The following is a 21331-nucleotide window of genomic DNA, read 5'->3' as shown; positions in this document are numbered from 1 at the left end:
TTATTAGAGATTTTTTAGTTTTTTAGACTTTTCCGTACATGCTTCCATTGCAGAAACAACTGCAGACCGGAAGCCTTGCTTTTCCAAAGTCGTTACCGCTTCAATCGTAGCACCGCCTGGCGTACACACGTTATCCTTCAGCTCTCCCGGGTGCTTCCCTGTTTCAAGCACCATCTTCGCAGCACCAAGAACAGCCTGGGCTGCCATTGTATATGCCTGGCTCCTTGCTATCCCCTGTTGCACTGCACCATCAGCCAACGCCTCTATGAACATATACACATAGGCAGGAGAGGAACCACTGATAGCAGGTACCGCATCCATCAGCTTTTCAGGTAAAACCTCTGCTTTACCGAAGTTTTCAAAAAGACGGATGACATCCTTTAATTCTTCACCATTGACTGCCTCATTTGCACATATCGCACTCATGCCTTCCCCTACTAAGGACGGTGTGTTTGGCATAACACGAACTGCTTTTATATTTTTTCCAAAAGCAGACTCAAGAAAATCCAATGTAATGCCAGCCGCAATCGTAATTACGACAGTATCTTTTTTAACAACGTCCACAATTTCTTCAATTACCTGTTTATGCAGATCTGGTTTCACAGCCAAGATCAGCATGTCTGCTTTAGCAGCTACTTCCCTGTTTTGGATAGTTGTTTCAATCGCGTACTTGTCTGCAATTTTGTCTACAGTTTCTTTTGTTTTTGCACTGGCAAATACCTGGTTTGCAGGAACTAACTTGGACTTAATAAGCCCACCAATGATGGCCTCAGCCATTTTTCCACTACCGATAAAGCCAATTTTCTTCCTTAACATTATGTATCACTTCCTATACGTTCTGCTTTGAATTATATTAAAACCATACACAGAAAGCTACCCATATTCATGGATAGCTTTAGGTTAACATTGTCCTCATTGCCACCCTATGACTTAGAAACACGCCCAACAAGCTAAAGCTAGCTTCGTCCAAAGCAGCATAAAAAGCCCTGGCAATATGCCAGGGCCCTATATAAGTTTATGCAGAGAAAACAATATCAACATTCTTTTCCACAACCACTTTTTGGATTCGATGCTTTTTCACTTCTTCAATATGAATAACAAAGCTCTCGCACTCCACTCTTTCTCCCTTTTTTGGGAGATAACCGAGCATATCTGAAATCCAGCCTCCTAACGTGTTGGCAGTGGATTCCGCTACTTCAAGCTGTAAGAGCTCGGTGAATTCTTCTACAGGCAGACGCCCATCCATCCGGAATTTCAGTTCATCAAGGATTTCCACAAAGTTTTCATTTTCATCGTGCTCATCCCAAATTTCCCCTACAATTTCCTCAATGATATCTTCAATGGAGATAATACCTGCTGTTCCACCATACTCATCAAGCACAATGGCCAGATGGTTTTGGGAGGTTTGCAACTCCTTCAACAGGTTAGAGATTTTTGCAGAACCGATAACATAGAATGGACTGCGGGCAATATCCTTTAATGAAAAATCAGGATTTTGGACATATTGTGCAAAGAAATCTCTATGTGAAATGACTCCGATTATATTGTCAATGGATCCTTCATACAAAGGTATACGTGAATATTGTTCTTTTATAAAAATGTCTTTAATTTCTTCTATAGACGTATCCTCCGAGATGGCTACTACATCCGGCCGTGGCGTCAGGATATCTTTCACGACGATATCATCAAACGCGATTGCATTATGGAGCAGTTCCCGTTCTTGTGTGAGAAAAGTCCCTTCTTCTTCTCCAATCTCCACCATCGCTATTACGTCTTCTTCTGTTACAGTAGGCTCCTCCTTATCTGCACCAAGAAGTTTTTTGATGCCCACTTTTAATTGGACGAACAACCATGTAATTGGATAAAAGAGTTTCATGACTGTCATTAAAGAAGCAGATATTAAAAGTAAATATTTTTCTGCATATTGTTTTGCTAAAGATTTAGGCAAAATCTCCCCAAAAACAAGGACTACTATAGTAATAATTCCGGTGGTGATAGCAAGTGTGCTGCCGCTCGGCCCATACATTTGTGTGGCAATGTTTGTTGCTATCGCTGCCATTGCAATGTTGACAATATTATTACCTATTAGAATTGTAGAAACACTTTGATCAAAGTTTTCTGCCATGTTTAATGAGCGTTTTGCTCTTGCATTGTTGTCAGCTTGATTACGGAGACGCAATTTGTTAACGCTCGTAATGGCTGTTTCAGATGCCGAAAAATATCCTGATAATATTAACAATGCCCCTAATAAAATTATCGAGTCATAGGGTATACTATCCAAGTTCTCATCACTCTCCTACATATATATATTATAAATATATTTTGAAATGGGGAATTTAGCAATAAAAATGCAGAAAAACTCACAAAAATTTTGTATTTTTCTAATAATTACCCTTTGTTGTTAATGATGAAAAATCATGATATAATTATCTTGAATTCGAGATATTTTATACTAAGTAAAATTTTAAATAGGAGTGATAACCTATGGAATTATTAGGTTTGCACCATGTTTCTTTATTAACTGCAAAAGCAGAAAAGAATTATCATTTTTTCACAGAAGTTCTTGGTATGCGACTTGTCAAAAAAACCGTAAATCAAGATAATACTTCTTCTTATCACCTGTTCTATGGGGACGCGGAGGGAAATCCAGGAACAGAGATTACCTTTTTCGATATTCCGGGATTAGGCAGGACCCATGAAGGAGTTTCAAGCATTTCTTCTACTTCTTTACGTGTGGCAACCACTGAATCCCTACACTTCTGGCAGCAGAGGTTCCGGGAATTTAATATAAAACAAGACGAAGTTAAAAAGCGTGCAAACAGGGATACTTTAGCATTTGAGGACTACGAAGGGACAAAGCTCTTATTAGTGGCAGATAACGGAGAAAAGGGTGTGCCTGCAGGGGTTCCTTGGGAAAAGAATGACATCCCAAAAGAGCATGCCATTATTGGACTTGGGCCTGTAACGTTGACGGTTAAATCTGCTTTGCCTACCACAAGTATCTTAACTAATGTCCTTGGATTTAAATACATCGGGTCTTACCCTTCCCTTAAGGGAGATTTCCCTGATATCGAAGTTTATACAACAGGAAAAGGCGGTCCAGGGGCAGAAGTTCATATTGAAACCAGGCCAGATTTGCCTCCTGAAAAAATAGGTCGAGGTGGCGTGCATCATGTAGCATTCCGTATTCCAAATAAAGAAGAGTTCCAACAATGGGTACAAAGAGTGAAGGCATCGCGCCTTCCGAACTCAGGAGAAGTGGAAAGATATTATTTTAAGGCACTCTACTTCAGAGAGCCTAATGGTATTCTTTTTGAACTATCCACAGACACTCCCGGATTCAGTGCAGACGAGCCATTAGAAACGATGGGTGAAAAACTTGCCCTTCCCCCATTTTTAGAACCGAAAAGAGAAGAAATCGAGGCAAGTTTACGACCACTCGAGATAAATTAAATAGAAAAGGGAGCTGAAAACAATACTTCAGCTCCCTTTATTTTTACTTATATTTGTCTATCCCTTTTCTTCCACTTCCTTTTTATAAATGATCCCTAAAATGAGAACCGATATGATTGGAGCAAGTGCGACAAGTGCAATCATTCCAAAACCATCAGTCAAGGGATCACTTCCCTCGGTCACGGATGCAACCCCTACCGCCATGGAAAGAATAAAGGTAACCGTCATCGGTCCTGTAGCAACTCCCCCGGAATCAAAGGCAATACTGACGAATATTTTTTTGGTAAAAAACAGTAAGATAAATGCGATAAGATAGCCTGGAATGATGTAATACCAGATGGAAAAATTAAACTGGATACGGAGCATGGACAAAGCAATCGCTACCCCTACTCCAACAGATAGCGTCAGCAGCATCGCTTTTTTAGAGATATATCCTTCGGTAACATCGGACACCTCTTTATTCAACACCCTTACAGCTGGCTCTGCTATCGTAGCAACAAAACCAAGAACAAAGCCAATCGGAATCAATATCCATGAATGAGTCATTTCCCCAAGACTCTCCCCCATCTTCTCTCCTATTGGCATAAAACCGATATGAACCCCTTGAAGGAATAAGGCAAGTCCTATGTAGGAAAAACCGAAACCAAGCAATATTTTTTTAAGTTTATCCCAATTCAGTTTCAAGAAAACGAATTGGAAAACGAGGAAAAAAACTAATAACGGCACTAATGCGAAGGTTACCTCAAGAAGCAGCCCACCAAACCCTTTAAAGATGTCGTAAATCATTGATAAATCACCCCTAATAGAAGAACTGCAAGTATTGGTCCAATGGAAGCTAGTGCAACTAATCCAAAACCTTCACTTGAGGATTCATCTTTTCTCATCACAGAAGCAACACCGACTCCCAAAGCAAGGATAAACGGGACGGTAAGCGGACCTGTCGTCACTCCTCCAGCATCAAATGAAATGGGGACAAATGTCTCTAGAGTAAAGAACGCAAGGAGAAAAACAAGCAAATAAGCAGGCATTAAAAGGTAGGGCAGTTTAATCTTAAAGATAGTTCTCACCATTGCCAACGCCACGAATATCCCAACTCCAAGCGCTACGGAGAGAATTAAGACCGTTGAGGTAATCTTCCCCTCCGATACTTCATCCACCTGGGTTGCCAGCACTCTCACATCCGGTTCTGCCACAGTGACTGCGATACCTAATATTAGACCGACAACGATAATCAACCACTTCTTTTTTGGTTTTGGAAGTGCCTTTCCAATTATCTCTCCAACAGGTAAAAGCCCTATGTTCACGCCCATCAGAAAGAACATTAATCCAAAGGTCACCATTAAAAGACCTATTAAGAATAAAAAGAACTTCTCAAAAGGAAGTCTTATTAAAAAAATCTGAAGTAAAATTATTACCGCTGAGACCGGTAATATTGCCAGAAAAGATTCTTTGATTGAATCTTTAATATCCTCCATCTCCTCACTCCCACTCATCATACTCTTTTTTTCTTTTTACCCTATTATTCCTATAACATAACTGAACAATGTTCAGAGAAAAGAAAAATTATTGAAAGCGCTGACAAGTCTAAGCCTATATACATATAGTGTTAGCAAAGGGAAAGGAGGGTGTTATATGGAAAGAATCATTTTGTTTTTTGCTGCCATGTTAGCAGGTTTCGCGCTTCTTAGAGTACCAATGACAGGAACATTTGCTGCTCTTGAGCCGATCACTAGTATCCTTGGCGTCATTACTGTTCTAGTATTCTCACTTGCCTTAATCTATAGAGGGGTACGAAACCTCATAAATCGTTAATTTTCTATGTTATAATTTTAAATAATCAAAAAAATCCCGGAGCAGTGCACACTCTGGGCTTTTTATATGGAGAGTGATTGAATGAAAGTAACTGTAATGACAAGTCCATCAAGCGATCTTATAGAAGAAGTGGCGTCATTCATTGCCAGATTAAATGGACATTCAAAAAGTCATATTGGTTATTGCGGAAGACAACAACAGGAGATAGTCTGCTCCTTGCGAAATGATGTCACAGATGTCCCGTTCGAAAAAGCATTCGTACTAGCTTATAGGGAAAAATCATTGGTTGGGGTTCTTGGATTTGACGCTGATCTGAGACAGAAGTCTGCTGAGGTATGGGGACCGTTTGTAGAGGTTGAGCATCAAGATCAAACAATTAATTTATTCAAGCAAATGTTGCAACTTATCCCTACAGAAGTGGAAAGACTTTGCATGTTTCCAAACAAGGAGAATGATATAGCATCCACCACCGCAACAAGTTTCGATTTCTCAAAACAAAGCGAACAGGCAATATTGACAATGAGTCGCAATGACTTCTCTGCCTTTCAAGTTCCTATGTTACTCGAACTCACTAAACAACACTACAGGGAGATGATCCGACTACACAACCTAGCATTTCCTGATACATACTATGATGGAGAACAAATCATTAACCGAATGAGTGAACATAGGAAAGTATTTTATTATTTGAGAGAAGACAAATTAGCAGGGTACATTTATGTGGAAGTAGAACCTGAGTTTTCGGAAGCCAGCATTGAGTTTTTTGCAGTAGATGAGCGTTTTCGTGGACAAAGTATTGGTACAGAACTTTTAAAAGGTGCGGTATCTTGGATCTTTTCATTCAAAGAAATAGACGAACTCCAACTATGTGTCAATTCAACCAATAACCAAGCAATACGTTTATATCAAAAGGCTGGTTTCAGGCTTGCCGATGAACTTTATTTTTTCCAGAAGGAGCTGAAGGTCCCCGTATGACCTTCAGCCTCTTTACTCTTGCAGCTTTTCTCGGTCTATTGATTGCGGTGGCTGTTCCATCCATCCCCGTCTTATCAGTATCTCGAGTCCGTCCTCCCCATATTTGGCTACATCCAACATAATCGTGGAATATTGCATGGCAAGGTCTTTACGCATCGCAGTGGACATGGCATATGCCAAGAGATATAATCCAGCAGAACTAGTTGACGTAATTAGAAACAAAATCAACCTATCAGAAAAGGGAGAGACAGTTGAATCTGTTACTTCTAGACTAACAGGGACATTTCCTAAATGGTCCTCATCTTTCAGCACATTATTAAAGACTTCCACCTGTTTTTGCGCCAGTTTCTTTCCTTCTTTTAAATAATCCTTAATTTCCTGGTCCCTCATGACTTGGATTAATCCCAATAGCATGACCATCCCAATATAGTTACGTTCAATCACATAAAATATCTCCCCCAGTTCCATCACATTCAGGGGCCTCTTGTCCCCAAACCACGAACCAAGAATCGTCTGTTGCTCTTTCATGTATTGCACCTTTTTAGGATAGGGAACTTTTGGCGGCCTATCATATATCCCTTTAGCAAGCATTAAATTTAAGGCATTTCTATAATGTTTGGTTGAAGTTTTCAAACATTCATTGAAAAAGGCAACCACATCACTTCTGGCAATTTTCGTTAATACCGAAGCATAATATGGTACCGTCATCTGGCCAACCCGATAGGCAAAACTCAGTGCAAAAAGATCTGTATATAAGGGAGGAGCCGCAATATTGACATCTTTATCGGAAAATCCATCTGGCACTGGAAAGTCTTCCTTAATAAAGATTTTCTCAATTTCTTCATTGTATCTTTCTTCTAAGTACAATGACTCCTTTACAATTCGCTCAATTTCCGTGTCTTCCACTTGCTGTAGAAAATGCTTGTAAAAACACATCGTTGCACTGTTCTGTATGTAAGTTGTCCATAATGCCGCAATCTCCGGCGTTGTCAGTTGTATGTTATGCTCCTTCATATAAAACTCCCATTGTATACGTAATTATAAATATGATGTGTTGGCAGAGCATCATTTATACTATAGTAAAAAGCAGACTCCCTTTTGAAGTCTGCTTTGCCCCTTACACCAATTTTATTCTATTGCCCGAAGGATCTTTTGCGAAATACTGGCCTTCTACTAGTTCTACTTGATAACCTAATGATGTTACCCTTTCAACTGCAGCCAGTTTCTTTTCTTCACTTGAAAAATTCAATGAAAACCACTCTAGACCTACTGTGTTCTTTGCAGGTTCCGGTGCTCCGACTCCATTCCATGTATTCAGGCCGATATGATGATGATAACGTTCCGTTGAAATAAACAAAGCCTGAGCTCCATATCGAGTGACAACTTCAAACCCGAGCCCTTTTATATAAAACAGCTCGGTATTTTTTAGTTCAGAAACGTGAAGGTGTATATGTCCCATGACTGTATCATTAGGCAGGCCATCCCATTTGGTATCTTGACCGTCTTTTAACAAGTCTTCCACATCAAGTGCTATTGATGCCATCTCCACTTCTGATCCATTCCAATTCCATTCCTCAGACGGACGGTCCCTATAAATCTCAATTCCGTTTCCGTCTGGATCCGCCAAATACAATGCTTCACTTACAAGGTGATCTGAAGCCCCTTGGAGACGGACTCCTTTGGCGATAAAATGATGAATGATGCTCCCAAGATCTGCACGTGTTGGTAAAAGAAGCGCAAAATGATAAAGTCCTGTGGTACGTTGCTGCTTTGACTTGATATCCTTTGGTTGAACTATAGTCAACAACGGTGTATGGCCATTTGCCGAAAATACCGCTTGGGATTGTGTATGTTCTATTACTTTAAAACCGATTATATTCGTATAAAAATCAATAGAACGTTGAAGATTCTCTACATTTATCATGACATCCTGCACAAAAGTGGTAGGACTTTGATGGAAGTGTTTCATATATTAGTGCCTCCCTGTTTTTATTTTGAAATTAAATATCTTGAATTAAAGATATTTTATCACATTCATTCTTAATTAGATACATTTTATTTCGAAAAAAAAATAGGGTTTGCCCCTAAAAATAAGACAAACCCTATTGTACTTCATTTAAACCGGTTGATTTTCTCCTCTGGGACTTTACTCCAAATATCCTCTGTTCCAACTGCACGCTTAATGGTATTAATAGCTCCTTGATGCAACCCTTCATGCTAGATGGCAAAGCTCAGCAGCTCCCCAAGTGTTATAACTTCATGGTCACCCAATTTGAACGGCCGTTGAATAGGTTCTTCCAGCTATCCAGCAAAGTGAGTTTTAATGTCGCTTGCTCGGAAATCGAAATCATTCTTCTCTTACTATTTCTTTGTTACTCAAGTCTTCATATCGACGATGAGGACTTCTATCCTCCTTTTTCCTTGTGACCGAGGTCTTCATAACGGCGATGAGGACTTCTCTCCTTCTTTTTCCTTGTCACCGAGGTCTTCATACTGACCAATGAGTACCCCCTCCTCATTTTTTCTCGTCACCGAGGTCTTCATATCGACGATGAGGAATTAATATAAAGACTAAACAATAAAAAAAGCCACAGGATCTCATCAAGATCCCGTAGCTTCATTTAACAATATTCTTCTATGCACCTTTTTCTTCAGCACTTGCCGGTTCATCTTCCCAGCATTCTGTATTCTCTAACCCCTTAATATTACTCGCATAGAATACAGGATCTTTTCCCTCTTTACGTTGCTTTATATAGTCCTTTAAAACAGCAAGTGCAATCTTCCCGATAAAGGCCAATGCCACAAGGTTGGTGATGGCCATCAATGCCATAAACAAATCAGCGATGTTCCATACCATACTTAGACTAGCGACAGAACCAAAGACAGTCATTCCAAGTACCGCAAAACGGAATATCATAATGGCTGTTTTGCTCTCTTTAATAAATTCTATATTGGATTCCCCATAATAGTAGTTTCCGATAATGGAACTAAAGCAAAATAATAAAATGGCGATAGCGATAAAGATACTTGCCCAAGGACCAACATGTTCAGCTAGTGCCACTTGGGTCAATTCAATTCCTTCCATCTCTTCTCCGCCAGGTATTCCTGCAAGGAGGATGATAAAGGCTGTCGCACTACATATTAGGATGGTATCAACAAATACTCCAAGCGTCTGAATGAATCCTTGCTTGGCAGGATGACTTACGTCAGCAGTTGCCGCTGCAACCGGGGCACTACCCATACCTGCTTCATTAGAAAACAATCCGCGCTTGACACCATTCATGATGGCAGCACCGATTCCTCCGGCTACCGCCTCGTTCAATCCGAATGCACTTGAGACAATTACACCAATCAATCCAGGAATTTCTCCAATATTGATGGCAATGACATATAGAGCCAGCAATAGGTAAGAAACAGCCATTACAGGCACAACGACTTGTGAAACTTTGGCAATTCTTTTTACTCCCCCGAAGATTACTATTGCAACAATTGCTGTGAGAACCAACCCAAGCACTAAGCGGTTCACTCCAAAGGCTTCGTTGAATGCAACGGTAATGGTGTTCGCCTGCACAGAGGTGAATGCCAATCCGAAACAAAACGTTATCAGAACCGCGAAAAGAATCCCCATCCATCTTGCTCCCATTGCTTTTTGCATATAGTAAGCAGGGCCACCTTTAAATCCGCTCTTATCTTTCACTTTATACACTTGAGCAAGTGTACTCTCAATAAAGCTTAAGGAAGCTCCAAACAAGGCCACCACCCACATCCAGAATACGGCACCAGGACCTCCAAGTGAGATAGCGATCGCCACCCCGGCAAGATTACCTGTACCAATTCGAGTTGCCGCACTAATACAGAAGGCACCAAAAGACGATACTTTCTGTTTCGCTTCATAAGATGTTGGACTCTCTTTTAGTAACCGAAACATCTCTCCTAAATGAGTAAACTGAACAAACTTTGATTTTAATGAAAAAAAGATTCCAAGGCCAACCAATAATGCAATAAGAACATATGACCAAAGAATTTCATTACTCCATTCAATGATTGTGTCTATCATGCTGTTCACACCTTTTCTGTTGAATTCGACACTTGCACGCTGTTGGCGCTTCCAATATTTTCTTCCTAATAAAAATATTTAATAGAAAAGCTTTAAAGTTTTCCTATTAAATACTTTTATTACTGCGACTGTTGTTATTACAGACCAGACTGTGAAATTAGCAAGTGTTATATAATACTTTTATAACTTTATCACTATACTAAGATAGTTTCAACAATAATTACTGAATTAAATACATTCTATATTTTCAGAATATAATCCTTTCCACTATATACCCAATAAATTCTTATTACCTTTCTGAGCAGAAATGGTTTATACTGTATTTACTAATATGGACCACTAGGAGGAAGCTACATGACAGAAAGTAATGAACCAAAGAAAATCAGTTTGCAAGAAGCAATGAAAAAGCAATTGGAAAACAAAAAGAAACAGGCTGCTGGCGGCAAAGGAAACTTCAATGGCGGACAAGGGACACAGAAAATGAAAAGCCAACAAACGAAAAAGCCAAGCAACACAAGAAGAAAGATGGGCGTCTAAAGCAACTTAAAAAGGCAGTAAGTGGATGAATGATTCCACTTACTGCCTTTTTTTCATATGGAAAGCTTTTTCCCCGAATACAGTTAACTTCGTCCCTTGCCTCCCCCTCTTTTTCTCAATCAATCCCATTTTTTCTAACGTTTCAAGCCTTGACCGTACTTGCTGCTCAGTTAAGAATCTCCCACCGCTTCTTGTTGCTTCCGATATTTTCATCCGACTGACCGTTTCACCAGTACGTTGTAACTGATAGATGATTTCTACTAGAATGCTCAATTCTTCATTCAGTTCTTGTTGAATGAATGGAAGTTCGGCTGACTCCAGAGTAGCGGCTACTTCTTTTATGCTCTTTCTTGCCTGCTGGAAAAACCCTTCATTCGGTATATCTTCTACCTTAATCGTATTTTCTTCACACACAGCGAGCATATAATCGAGAGTATTTTTCAATTCACGTATATTTCCGTACCATTCATATTCTTTTAGCCTCTCCAACACTTCAACTTCTAATTTAATTAATGGTTGATCGCTTTGTTGAATAAAGTGATGAATGAGGTGTGCGATGTCTTCCTTTCGCTTGCGAAGAGCAGGAAGCTGTAAGAATAAGACTTTTAAACGATGGTACAAATCTTCTCTGAACTTTCCCTCCTCTATTAAAGAAAGGAGATCTTTGTTTGTCGCGGCCACTACTCGAACATCTATAGGGATGATTTTGTTTCCTCCTATACGAAGCAATTCTTTTTCTTGCAACACACGAAGTAGTCTCGCCTGGACCTTCAAGCTGATATCTCCTATTTCATCTAAGAAAATGGTACCTCCGTTCGCCTGTTCAAACAGACCTTTCCTTCCACCTTTTTTCGCTCCTGAAAACGCACCTTCTTCATAACCAAATAGTTCACTTTCCACCAAGTCTTCTGGGAGGGCACTGAAATTCACAGCAAGGAAAGGTCCTTTGCTGCGTGGAGAGGCATTATGAATGGAACTGGCAAACAACTCTTTTCCTGTACCGCTTTCCCCTTGAATAAGAATGGTCAATTCTGTTTGGGCAAGCTTGCGGGCTATTTCTTTTGTACGAAGTAATTCTGGATGAGCACCTACTATATCCCCGAAATGATACTTCCCGTAGAATCCTTTTTTGACCAACTCTCTCTTTAATTGCTTTTCCATTTCTATTGTTTCACTTGCATCCTTAAATGTGACGACAATGGTTCCTTGAGGATCTATCATAAAACGATGAATCATAAAGTTCATGGAGTTGATGGTAAAATAACCGTCTGCTTCTTCTTCTCGTTTGTTCATGATGAAATCATATAGGGTGCGATCTGAAATCACATCACGAATATGTCGGTCGACCGCTTTCTTCATTGGAATTCGTAGGAAACGCTCCATTATTTCATTATAGACTGTAATCCTTCCCAGCTGATTAATGGCCAGTATCCCGTCATTCACTCCATTTACGACCTTTTTCAGGTGATCACTGATTTTATTGGCTTCCTGGTTTGCGTCTCCCAATCTTTTACTCAATCTTGTAATGGTACTTATGTATTTGCTTGATACTTGATCTTGCTTTTCTTCTAAAAGGCCTAATCTATTCAATATCGTAATAATCGTAGTAATATCGATGAGCCTTGGACCTATATTGATAACTTCTTCTACATATGGCGGAACAAGGTCCAGTTCACCAGGCGTGATTGCGATTTTTATTTCTTCTTCTTCCTTTTTCCCAGGAAAATAAGGAATTAATTGAAGATGGTTGATACCAAGAATTTCAAATGATGAAATAGCTTCTTGAACCGTTTCCGGAAAATCGTTCACATAGAGTACTTTCTCGCCTCTTGCTACACTATATATTTTGTCAATATTAAGAAAATTAACGATGCGTCTCGCTACTAAAACGGTACAATTGTCTCCGATGTATTCTTTGGCTTCTTCCTCTATTAGATGAGAGGATAAAACAATAAGTTGATTGTGTACCTTTGTTACTTTGTGGGCATCAACAGAATAACTGCGTATTCGGATAAAATCACCGATGATTTCATTTAATTGGTTATCCAGGGTTCTTCTCGTTTCTTCAGACCCGGCCAACAGCGTCAGTTCCCTCGCTTTCATTCTCAACTCCATCACACCTCCATCTATAGAAAAACACTGTCCTTTTCAGCAACAGTGTTTTTCTACTATTATAGCTTACTCGAATGTTCCTTTTACAAGCAGTTTTTTATTCCACAACATTTTTTGTCCAAGTGCGAGGACGGAATCTATTTCAAAAGACGATTCATTTAAGAAAACAAGATCGGCGTCCTTTCCTACTTCAAGCGAGCCCTTGGAGGCTAATCGCAGGACTTTGGCCGGATTCTCTGTGATAACTTTTAATGCATCCTGAGGCAGTACGCCCTCCTCTATGATGGCATCTTTCACTTCTTTATATAAGGAAGTGACCCTTCCTAATTGCAAGCCGATGAATTCGCCGTTTTCATCAAATTCCGGCAAGCTTGCCTGGCCGTCTGAAGAGAATGTAATTTGTCCAATTGGCACACCTTGATCTAGCATCTCTTTCAAGCCGACACTGCATTTCGTTTCACCCTGTTCAAGAAACTTGGCAATGCTAGAAGTGGTAAAGTCCACATACCCACCTTTTTTTGCATATTCAATTCCCTCCGTAAACAACTCCCGGTTGCGATTGATATGTGTGGGTAAGAATTGACGGACTGGAATATCTGTTTTTTCTATGACCTCATGTAAAATGGAAAGTTTGCTTACACTGTCCCCGAGATGCATATTTACAATTCCTGCTTTACCTGAAAGCATTCCGCCGACCCGAGCAGCTGCAGCAATTTTTGCAATATCTTCATAATTAGGTTGAGAAGAACGGTGATCAGCAATAGCTATTTCTCCCACTCCAATAATCTCTTCGATTAAAATAAGATCATCTTCAATCTTTCCTGTCAGCGTTTTGACAGGAACTTGATAGGAGCCTGTATGGATATAACAGCTTAGTCCCTCTTCTTTGAGTGCTTTGGCTTTGGCTACAAGACTTGCCATCGTCCTTGTTGTGCCATCTGTTCCAATGACACCGACAAGGGTTGTGATGCCACCTTTAATGGCATCTGACAGCACAAGCTCAGGGGTGCGCGTCCGATAGCTACCCTCACCTCCGCCTCCCATGATATGAACGTGATTATCAATAAATCCAGGCACAATTAACTTGCCTGCGACATCGAGTACTTCTACATGAGCGCTCTCTTCAAATTGAATGCTATCCTCTATTGCCGCAATCCTCTTATCGACAATCAGAATATCTTTTTTTCCTAGATAATCGGGACTATAAACAGTTCCGTTTTTCAATAACTTAATCATGTAAGAAGTCTCCTTCAGTTTTTCATCCTATTTAACCCATAGCGATAATTTAATATTTATGACCGTTCCTTTTTTATACGATGCTAAGGAATCAGGAATATACTCATCACCACTTTGGTAGTATTTTGAAACATCATCTTTTGCCCATTGTACCGCAAAAACCGGGTCAGATGTACTATTCTTTACTAAGGTCACCTGTTCTTTTTCTGAACTTTTTGCAAAAGAGAGCAGGGATTTGGTAGATTCATACTCTCCGCCGAATAGATTATGGCTGTGATATAGGGTGACGTCACTTAATTCCACTTGCTTTTTATCCTCAGCAGGGATGACTTCTTTCGTCACCATGTTGAACGTATCCCCTTCAGTCAAGTGATGCACAATGACATCATCTACTTTAAATCCTGGTGCTGCGCCTTTTTCATTGAAGGTTGCGTCACTTGCATCAAGGATCCACACACCATTCTCCCCTACTACTTCTCCTATATCTCCTTTGATTTCAAGAGCAGTCCCCTCATCCAAGCCCACTCCTATTTCATGACCTGTATCGCGCATAGCGACAAGCAAACGTCCAAGCCTACCACGCATATCAAAGTGTGTATCGGTCAGGATGTTATCAACGAGGCCAAGTCCCGGAATCTGGAAATTATTATCCTTAAGGGTTGGATCAAGAAACCCAGTCAGCGGAACATCCGTAACAGTTTTCACTTCCGTATTATTGATGACTAATGCTTCAAAACTTCTCCCCACTCCAAACATCGGGTTGCTCATCACATGTGCACCTGCACTAGTTCCAGCTACCACCCCGCCATTATCATGGACATATTGGATCGCTTCCAAGAGAGGAGTCGGTGTTCCATCATCTTCAAGTAATGACCTTGCATGCTTCATCTGGTCTCCCCCTTGTAGCATTACAGCATGACTGCTTTTCACAAGATTAACGAAATACTCGTCATATGCGACAAAGTCGAAGGTATCTACTGCCAACGGGATATAAACCGGCTCAAAGCCTTTATCCCTAAACTCTGTTTCTAGGGCTTTATAAGGTCCGTCATCAAGGTGGTAATGGTCATATGCAATATCAACCGAATCTCTGGAACTATTAAAAATGGCGATTCTCGGACGCTCGACACCGGATGCTTCCCGAATGGCGTTAAAGTATCCATCCGTTTCACCTGTCGCACCACCAGCAGGTAACAAGGTGCCTACACCGTCCCCGATCGTTTCCAAAGGTACAGGCATAGAGTTTGTATTGATCATCTTAAGAGATTTACTGGATCCAAGTGCGCCTTCTTCACTAACCGCTGTCACATAAGCATAATACAACTCATTTCCTAATGCGTCCCCTTCAATCGGTTTTTGATCAGGAGCAAAGGACACCGGTTCATTTCCCATCTCATTTAGTGATAGTAACTTTCCTCTATTTTCGTGTTGTAATTCTTCGAGAAATTCTACATCCCCTCCACTAATAAGAGGCTCCACGAGTTTGGTCAGTCCTTTGGTAGAGTAAAACAAGAAATAGTGAGTGACATTTTCGTCATCTGCTTGTTCAAAAGTTACTGAATAATTCTCAATATCCTTTCCACTACCCTGCAGCTCTACATCGGTAGGGTAAGGATTAATGCTGATGGTTCGGTCTGCCTCTGTCATTCCCAAGACTCCATCCTCTCCAAGTGTTGCTGCATATGCATGATAATCTCCTACATTCAAAGGCTTTCCAGTGATCACATCTATCTGCCCTGATCGAAAGGTATTTCCCACTCCATCCGCGTAGCTCAGATTGGATATTTTATAGAGTTTATCCTTATTCTCTCCATCTTCCTGGGAGGTCAAATGCTGTTCTATTTTTTCCGTTGTCAATCCCGTCATATAGTCCCAAACTTCGTAAAAATCTTTTTTGGAATAGAACATCAAATACGCCTTTACACCATCCATCACTTCAGCCTTTTGAAACCCCAGCTGATAATCTTCAATGACAGAACCATCTCCATTTTGAAACAGCGTAACATCTTTCAAATCATAATCCGGACCTTTTTCAACAAATAGAGTGTAAGTATCCTTAATCCCCTTAGGTGTCGCAATTTCAATTTGTACCCTTTCCTTACTTGATGGCACATCTACCTTCACTACTTTGCGATGGTTCACTCTTTCCCCATTTACTGCCACCTTGGCATTAACAGCTACAGGTGCAATCGACAACATCAGTTTGTCTTCATTCGTTTTCACCACATACTCTTTTAAATCCGCACTAAAATCACCTTCAAGCTGTCCGTTATGCACCAGCAATTCCTTCAAAGCTGTATCATGGACATGGGATGGTTTTGCATAACCGCTTGTTGCAGGAAATAATAAAGCACCACATAGCAAAACAGCAAGCATCTTCGTTAAACGTTTCCACTGCTCTCTGAGCATGAGGATACCTCCATTGTTTTATTTTCCAGAGAATATAAGTGACAGGCGACATAGTGACCATCCGAGTGTTCCATTAACTCAGGGCGTTCGGTATGACAATGCGCCATCACTTTAGGACATCTCCCTACAAACGCACAACCTTTGGGCGGGTCTACCGGGGAAGGCACGTCACCTTGAAGAATAATTCTTTCCTTCCGCTCCCTCGGGTTGGAAATAGGAATGGCATCAATCAATGATTCGGTATAAGGGTGTAGCCTTTTCTCAAAGATCTTATCCGCTTCTCCTATTTCTACGATTCTTCCTAAATACATCACTGCCACCCGATTACATAGATGTTGAACAACACTTAAATCGTGGGAGATGAATAAATAGGTCAGCCCGAATCCTTCCTGCAAATCTTTTAATAGATTCAAGATTTGTGCTTGGATGGATACATCAAGGGCAGCGACGGGTTCATCGGCGATAATTAATTTCGGCTTTAAAATAAGTGCCCGGGCAATTCCTATCCGTTGTCTTTGACCTCCAGAAAATTCATGCGCATAACGGTGAAGGTAGTTTTTATTCAGACCGCATACCTCCATGATATCTTCCATCAGCTTACGCCTTCTGCTTCTCTCCACACCATGTGCTTTTAAGGGCTCAGCCAAAATTTGCTCCACAGTCAGCCGAGGGTTAAGGGATGCATATGGATCTTGGAAGACGAGCTGCATATCTTTTCGTCTGCTTCGCATCTCTTTAACTGAGAGCTCCTGTAAGCTCTCTCCTTGGAAAAGCACCTTACCTTCTGTCGTCTTCAGAAGCTTGGCAACTCCTCTGCCTGTTGTCGATTTCCCACAACCGGACTCTCCCACCAACCCAAGCGTTTCTCCTTCATTTATCGTAAAAGAAACACCGTCAACTGCTTTGACATAAGAAGCAACCTTTTGTCTTATCCCTTTTTTTATAGGAAAATATATCTTAAGGTCTTTCACTTCTAACAACGGTTTACTCATACTGTCACACTCCTGTCTGCATGAAGCCAACACCGGCAGGAATGGCCATTTTTCACTTCAAATAGCTCCGGGTCTTCTTCCCTGCACAATGGAATCGTCTTACTGCAACGATCAGCAAAACGGCATCCATTGGTAATTGTCCCCGCCAATGGTACCTGTCCCGGGATAGAACGCAGCCGGTCCCGTTTTTCTCCAAGCTTTGGAATCGACTGTAGAAGTCCAATCGTATAAGGGTGCTTCGGATTATTGAACAGGGTATCTACATCCGTCTCCTCCACGATTTCTCCTGCATACATGACTATCACCCTGTCGCACATTTCAGCAATTACCCCAAGGTCATGGGTGATCAGCATGATGGCTGTATCGGTTTTCTCTTTCAACTCTTTCATCAAATGGAGAATCTGCGCCTGAATCGTTACATCAAGAGCTGTTGTCGGTTCGTCCGCAATTAATAAATTTGGTTGACAAGCAAGCCCCATCGCAATCATCACCCGCTGACGCATTCCGCCCGAAAGCTCAAATGGATATGATTCATATATTTGTTCTGCACGGGGAATTCCAACAAGTTTCAACATGTCTATCGATCGCTCTCGTGCTGCTTTTTTTGTAATGTCATTATGTAAAAGCAACACTTCGTCCAATTGCTTCCCAATCGTAAATACAGGGTTAAGGGATGTCATCGGTTCTTGAAAAATCATGGAGATCTCGTTACCTCTTATTTTTCGCATGTCCCTTTCTTTCTTTTCCAACAGATTTTCTCCTTGATAATGGATAGAGCCACCTGTTATCTTTCCTGGAGGTGAGGGCAAGAGCCTCATGATAGATAGGGACGTGACACTTTTTCCACAACCAGATTCCCCTACAATACCAAGCGTTTCTCCCTTGTGTACGTCAAACGAAATTCCGTTTACCACCTTCACCTGTTTGCCATCACTTTTGAAACTGACCTCTAAATCTCTTATTTCAAGCACTTTTTCCATCTCTGTTGCCACCTCCTACTCTTTTAACTTCGGATCAAGCGCATCCCGCAATCCATCTCCCAAAATATTAAAACTCAAAACAGTAATAACAATCGCCAGTCCAGGAAAGAACGTCGGATGGAACACATTCCCACTGTTATCCTTAGCTGCACTTAACATAGACCCCCACTCTGGAGCGGTGATGTCTCCACCTAATCCAAGGAAACTCAGAGCTGCTCCAATCAAGATTGCAACCCCAATACGCATCGTCAAATAAACTATAACCACAGACAAGGTACCAGGGAAAATATGCCTCACGATAATCACGCTATCTTTTACACCGATTGATTGTGCTGCTTCCACATAGGTCATCTCTTTTAACGCAAGCGTACTTCCCCGGACAATACGGATAAAGATAGGAATGGTAAATACCGCCACCGCAAAAATGATATTCGTGAGCCCTGCACCAAGGAAAGCAATTACGGCTATTGCAAGTAATATCCCAGGGAATGCTAGTAAAATATCAGTGAAACGGGTGATTAAACTATCTACTCGTCCTCCATAATAGCCAGCAATCAACCCAAACATTGTTCCAATGACGGCCCCAATGGCAACCGAAACGAAACCAATGATAAGCGTTTCTCTTGTACCCAGTACTACTCTGCTGAAAATGTCTCGGTTCTGATGATCTGTACCAAAGAAATGAAGGGAGGAAGGCGGTTGATGTTTATAGATATCTACTAAACTTACTTCTGTTGTTTCCGGTACGATAGATACCAGCTTCGGTGTGATTTCTTGGACCCCCACTGGTAAATGAACGACAGTGGACACCGTACCCGCTACAACTTGAACTAGCGCATCTCCTTGCCCTTTCAACGTAACAAGTCCTTCTGGAGATACAGTAGCAAGCCCCTCGTCAAGTGACAGGAATTCAACTCCCCCATCGTTTTCCTCCGAACTACCTGAAGACACAAAACCGTTGCCTTTTTTTGCACTTTGCTTTTCCTCTTGTCCATCCAACAAGAAAGCATTTATTTCATCTAATCCGTTGATAGAGGTACCATCGGAAAGAATTGCCTTAACATTAACTGAATATCTATCCCCACTATTCATCACCGTAGTTGGCTGGTCTGCCTCTATTCTAATAATGCTCGGCTCCAGAGCTTTTGTATCGCTTGATACATTTACCCCAACAAGCGACCGCACTCCCTCACTCTCAATGAATGCGTTGGTAGCTCCAGAAGTATTCGCTGTAATTGTCACGCCATCTGTCATTCTTCTAATAGAAGCAATTCTTCTATCTTCACTTTCAACCTTCACATTCATCAATTCAGCACCCATAATAGTGCTTCCATCACTTAAAACACCTTTCACTCCAACTTTTTGGCTTGTTAAATTTTCGGAATCAATCCCTTTTTCTTCATATTGCAAGGTAACAGGGCGATACGGATCAAATGGCGCAATCCAAGAACCGAAAACACCAACAAGCACAATGAAGGCTACAATGATAAAAGCAGCAAAAGCAAATCGCTGTTTGATGAATTTATGAAGAAATACCTTGAAAGGAGAATACGTGTGTATTTTTTTGCTCATAGATTTGTCTCCTTTACTATTAATCGTATCTAATCTGTGGGTTCAAAAACCCGTAACTAATATCTACTAATAGATTGACTATTAGAAACTGAAAAGAGAATAGTAAAATCAGTGCCTGAATGACCGGATAGTCCCTTGCTAGAATGGAGTCAACAAGATAAGAACCTAACCCCGGCCAAGCAAATACTTGCTCCACCACTACCGCTCCCCCGATGAGAAATCCAAACTGAAGACCAGTCATGGTCACAACCGGGATGAGGGCGTTTCTTAGAACATGACTCCAGACTACAACGGATTCCTTTTGCCCCTTCGCTCTGGCCGTCCTGACATAATCCTCTCGCATTACCTCAAGAACACTGGACCTTGTAAATCTTACAATGGTAGCAGCTACCCCAAATCCTAAAGTAATGGATGGGAGGAAAATGTGAGCGAATGTTCCGCTCCCACTTGTCGGAAACCATCCCAGCTGCACAGCGAATATTTGCATGACCATCAGTCCGAACCAAAATTCAGGCACACTAAGCGCTGTAATTGCCGAAACCATCCCAAGTCGGTCCCAGACGGTATTTCTTTTTGTAGCGGAAATGATTCCCACAAAAATTCCAATAAGAATCGCCCAGAACATCGCAAGCATCGTCAATGTAAAAGTAAAACCAAAGCGCCTTACGATTTCAGAAGACACTTCCGTTTTTGTCCGGTATGAGGAACCAAAGTCCCCGTTCACCAACATGTTGTACATATAGGTTCCATACTGGACAATGAGCGGTTGATCGAACCCTTCCTTCGCTCTCAGGGTGTGGTATGTTTCCTGATCTAATTCCGCCCCGTACATGATGCGGATCGGATCCCCTGGAGTTAAATGAACAAATAAGAAAGCAATAATCGTTATAATGAATAAAATTGGAATCATGCCAATAATTCTTCTGACTGCAAATTGAATCATGCGGTTCACCTCTTCTTATAAGGCTCTTTTCTCAAAGTTTGTTGTTATTCACTTGTAAAAAGTCGGCAGTTGGACTTTTTACTGCTTACATACTCTAGGAGTTGCAAGTAGTATTCTTAGTACACCAGGGAAAAGAGCATGACAGTAAGTAATATAACGGTTGATTTGAATATACGAAACAGCATCAAAGTATACGAAAACAGAATCTTATAAAGAGTAGACTCATAGGTTTTTCGGTTCCTATGAGCCCATT

18 protein-coding genes are annotated in these 21331 nt (G+C 41.0%); 4 read left to right on the top strand and 14 right to left on the bottom strand.

Going from position 1 to position 21331, the window contains the following annotated elements:
• Positions 1-3: 3 nt before the first annotated feature.
• Both proC and LG307_RS05595 read right to left on the bottom strand, forming a co-directional pair.
• Positions 4-816 carry a pyrroline-5-carboxylate reductase gene (proC, locus tag LG307_RS05600; RefSeq protein WP_404448856.1) on the bottom strand — a complete coding sequence of 271 codons (813 nt, stop codon included), beginning with the start codon at positions 814-816 and terminating at the stop codon, positions 4-6.
• Between the two features lie 199 nt (positions 817-1015).
• Positions 1016-2281: a hemolysin family protein gene (locus tag LG307_RS05595; RefSeq protein WP_404448854.1), complete on the bottom strand. Its 1266-nt coding sequence runs from the start codon at positions 2279-2281 to the stop codon at positions 1016-1018.
• A 203-nt stretch (positions 2282-2484) separates the two neighbouring features.
• On the opposite strand from LG307_RS05595, the gene LG307_RS05590 reads away from it, so the two are divergent.
• A complete protein-coding gene (locus tag LG307_RS05590) occupies positions 2485-3453 on the top strand; it encodes a ring-cleaving dioxygenase (protein WP_404448852.1) in 969 nt (322 codons plus the stop codon).
• Positions 3454-3510: 57 nt separating this feature from the next.
• Here the strand turns inward: LG307_RS05590 and LG307_RS05585 are convergent, their stop codons facing one another.
• A complete protein-coding gene (locus tag LG307_RS05585; RefSeq protein ID WP_404448850.1) occupies positions 3511-4239 on the bottom strand; it encodes a DUF1538 domain-containing protein in 729 nt (242 codons plus the stop codon).
• On the bottom strand, positions 4236-4928 hold the full coding sequence (locus tag LG307_RS05580; protein ID WP_404448848.1) for a DUF1538 domain-containing protein: 693 nt from the start codon (positions 4926-4928) through the stop codon (positions 4236-4238). The genes LG307_RS05585 and LG307_RS05580 overlap by 4 nt, the downstream gene beginning before the upstream one ends.
• Positions 4929-5085: 157 nt before the next feature.
• On the opposite strand from LG307_RS05580, the gene LG307_RS05575 reads away from it, so the two are divergent.
• On the top strand, positions 5086-5265 hold the full coding sequence (locus tag LG307_RS05575; protein WP_060666998.1) for a hypothetical protein: 180 nt from the start codon (positions 5086-5088) through the stop codon (positions 5263-5265).
• A gap of 81 nt (positions 5266-5346) precedes the next feature.
• A complete protein-coding gene (locus LG307_RS05570; protein WP_404448846.1) occupies positions 5347-6240 on the top strand; it encodes a GNAT family N-acetyltransferase in 894 nt (297 codons plus the stop codon).
• Between the two features lie 12 nt (positions 6241-6252).
• Here LG307_RS05570 and LG307_RS05565 read toward each other — a convergent pair whose 3' ends face one another.
• From LG307_RS05565 to LG307_RS05555, 3 genes are all read right to left on the bottom strand, one after another.
• Positions 6253-7254: a DUF3231 family protein gene (locus LG307_RS05565; protein WP_404448844.1), complete on the bottom strand. Its 1002-nt coding sequence runs from the start codon at positions 7252-7254 to the stop codon at positions 6253-6255.
• 103 nt (positions 7255-7357) lie between these two features.
• Positions 7358-8209 (bottom strand): VOC family protein, encoded by an 852-nt coding sequence (locus LG307_RS05560; protein ID WP_404448842.1) that lies wholly within the window; start codon positions 8207-8209, stop codon positions 7358-7360.
• A 666-nt stretch (positions 8210-8875) separates the two neighbouring features.
• Positions 8876-10297, bottom strand: coding sequence for an alanine/glycine:cation symporter family protein (locus LG307_RS05555; protein ID WP_404448840.1), 1422 nt, complete (start codon positions 10295-10297; stop codon positions 8876-8878).
• 354 nt (positions 10298-10651) lie between these two features.
• On the opposite strand from LG307_RS05555, the gene LG307_RS05550 reads away from it, so the two are divergent.
• Entirely contained in the window at positions 10652-10834 is a 183-nt protein-coding gene (locus LG307_RS05550) for a hypothetical protein (RefSeq protein WP_148980504.1), read from the top strand.
• A 39-nt stretch (positions 10835-10873) separates the two neighbouring features.
• Here the strand turns inward: LG307_RS05550 and LG307_RS05545 are convergent, their stop codons facing one another.
• The 7 genes from LG307_RS05545 to nikB form a co-directional block, all read right to left on the bottom strand.
• Entirely contained in the window at positions 10874-12949 is a 2076-nt protein-coding gene (locus LG307_RS05545; protein ID WP_404448839.1) for a sigma-54 interaction domain-containing protein, read from the bottom strand.
• Between the two features lie 63 nt (positions 12950-13012).
• Positions 13013-14182, bottom strand: coding sequence for a beta-aspartyl-peptidase (gene iadA / locus LG307_RS05540; protein ID WP_404448837.1), 1170 nt, complete (start codon positions 14180-14182; stop codon positions 13013-13015).
• Positions 14183-14209: 27 nt separating this feature from the next.
• Positions 14210-16591, bottom strand: a complete 2382-nt coding sequence (locus tag LG307_RS05535) for a cyanophycinase (RefSeq protein WP_404448834.1) — start codon at positions 16589-16591, stop codon at positions 14210-14212.
• The gene (locus tag LG307_RS05530; protein WP_404448833.1) at positions 16564-17583 is read right to left on the bottom strand and encodes an ABC transporter ATP-binding protein; all 1020 of its coding nucleotides are present in this window, start codon (positions 17581-17583) and stop codon (positions 16564-16566) included. The genes LG307_RS05535 and LG307_RS05530 overlap by 28 nt, the downstream gene beginning before the upstream one ends.
• Entirely contained in the window at positions 17580-18563 is a 984-nt protein-coding gene (locus LG307_RS05525; RefSeq protein WP_404448831.1) for an ABC transporter ATP-binding protein, read from the bottom strand. Before LG307_RS05525 ends, LG307_RS05530 begins: the two co-directional genes overlap by 4 nt.
• Before the next feature lie 15 nt (positions 18564-18578).
• Complete coding sequence (locus tag LG307_RS05520) at positions 18579-20135, bottom strand: ABC transporter permease (RefSeq protein ID WP_404448829.1); 1557 nt, start codon at positions 20133-20135, stop codon at positions 18579-18581.
• A gap of 19 nt (positions 20136-20154) precedes the next feature.
• Positions 20155-21078: a nickel ABC transporter permease gene (gene nikB / locus LG307_RS05515; RefSeq protein ID WP_404448827.1), complete on the bottom strand. Its 924-nt coding sequence runs from the start codon at positions 21076-21078 to the stop codon at positions 20155-20157.
• Positions 21079-21331 lie beyond the last annotated feature (253 nt).

The organism is Sutcliffiella horikoshii (genome assembly GCF_044809035.1).
GTDB lineage: Bacteria > Bacillota > Bacilli > Bacillales > Bacillaceae_I > Sutcliffiella_A > Sutcliffiella_A horikoshii_G.
Note: the sequence above shows the minus strand (reverse complement) of the source record. Positions and strands in the feature narration are given on the sequence as shown.

Coding starts and splice junctions, on each gene's coding strand:
- proC (WP_404448856.1), bottom strand. CDS start 816: ATGTTAAGGAAGAAAATTGGCTTTATCGGTAGTGGAAAAATGGCTGAG.
- LG307_RS05590 (WP_404448852.1), top strand. CDS start 2,485: ATGGAATTATTAGGTTTGCACCATGTTTCTTTATTAACTGCAAAAGCA.
- LG307_RS05585 (WP_404448850.1), bottom strand. CDS start 4,239: ATGATTTACGACATCTTTAAAGGGTTTGGTGGGCTGCTTCTTGAGGTA.
- LG307_RS05580 (WP_404448848.1), bottom strand. CDS start 4,928: ATGGAGGATATTAAAGATTCAATCAAAGAATCTTTTCTGGCAATATTA.
- LG307_RS05575 (WP_060666998.1), top strand. CDS start 5,086: ATGGAAAGAATCATTTTGTTTTTTGCTGCCATGTTAGCAGGTTTCGCG.
- LG307_RS05570 (WP_404448846.1), top strand. CDS start 5,347: ATGAAAGTAACTGTAATGACAAGTCCATCAAGCGATCTTATAGAAGAA.
- LG307_RS05565 (WP_404448844.1), bottom strand. CDS start 7,254: ATGAAGGAGCATAACATACAACTGACAACGCCGGAGATTGCGGCATTA.
- LG307_RS05560 (WP_404448842.1), bottom strand. CDS start 8,209: ATGAAACACTTCCATCAAAGTCCTACCACTTTTGTGCAGGATGTCATG.
- LG307_RS05555 (WP_404448840.1), bottom strand. CDS start 10,297: ATGATAGACACAATCATTGAATGGAGTAATGAAATTCTTTGGTCATAT.
- LG307_RS05550 (WP_148980504.1), top strand. CDS start 10,652: ATGACAGAAAGTAATGAACCAAAGAAAATCAGTTTGCAAGAAGCAATG.
- LG307_RS05545 (WP_404448839.1), bottom strand. CDS start 12,949: ATGGAGTTGAGAATGAAAGCGAGGGAACTGACGCTGTTGGCCGGGTCT.
- iadA (WP_404448837.1), bottom strand. CDS start 14,182: ATGATTAAGTTATTGAAAAACGGAACTGTTTATAGTCCCGATTATCTA.
- LG307_RS05535 (WP_404448834.1), bottom strand. CDS start 16,591: ATGCTCAGAGAGCAGTGGAAACGTTTAACGAAGATGCTTGCTGTTTTG.
- LG307_RS05530 (WP_404448833.1), bottom strand. CDS start 17,583: ATGAGTAAACCGTTGTTAGAAGTGAAAGACCTTAAGATATATTTTCCT.
- LG307_RS05525 (WP_404448831.1), bottom strand. CDS start 18,563: ATGGAAAAAGTGCTTGAAATAAGAGATTTAGAGGTCAGTTTCAAAAGT.
- LG307_RS05520 (WP_404448829.1), bottom strand. CDS start 20,135: ATGAGCAAAAAAATACACACGTATTCTCCTTTCAAGGTATTTCTTCAT.
- nikB (WP_404448827.1), bottom strand. CDS start 21,078: ATGATTCAATTTGCAGTCAGAAGAATTATTGGCATGATTCCAATTTTA.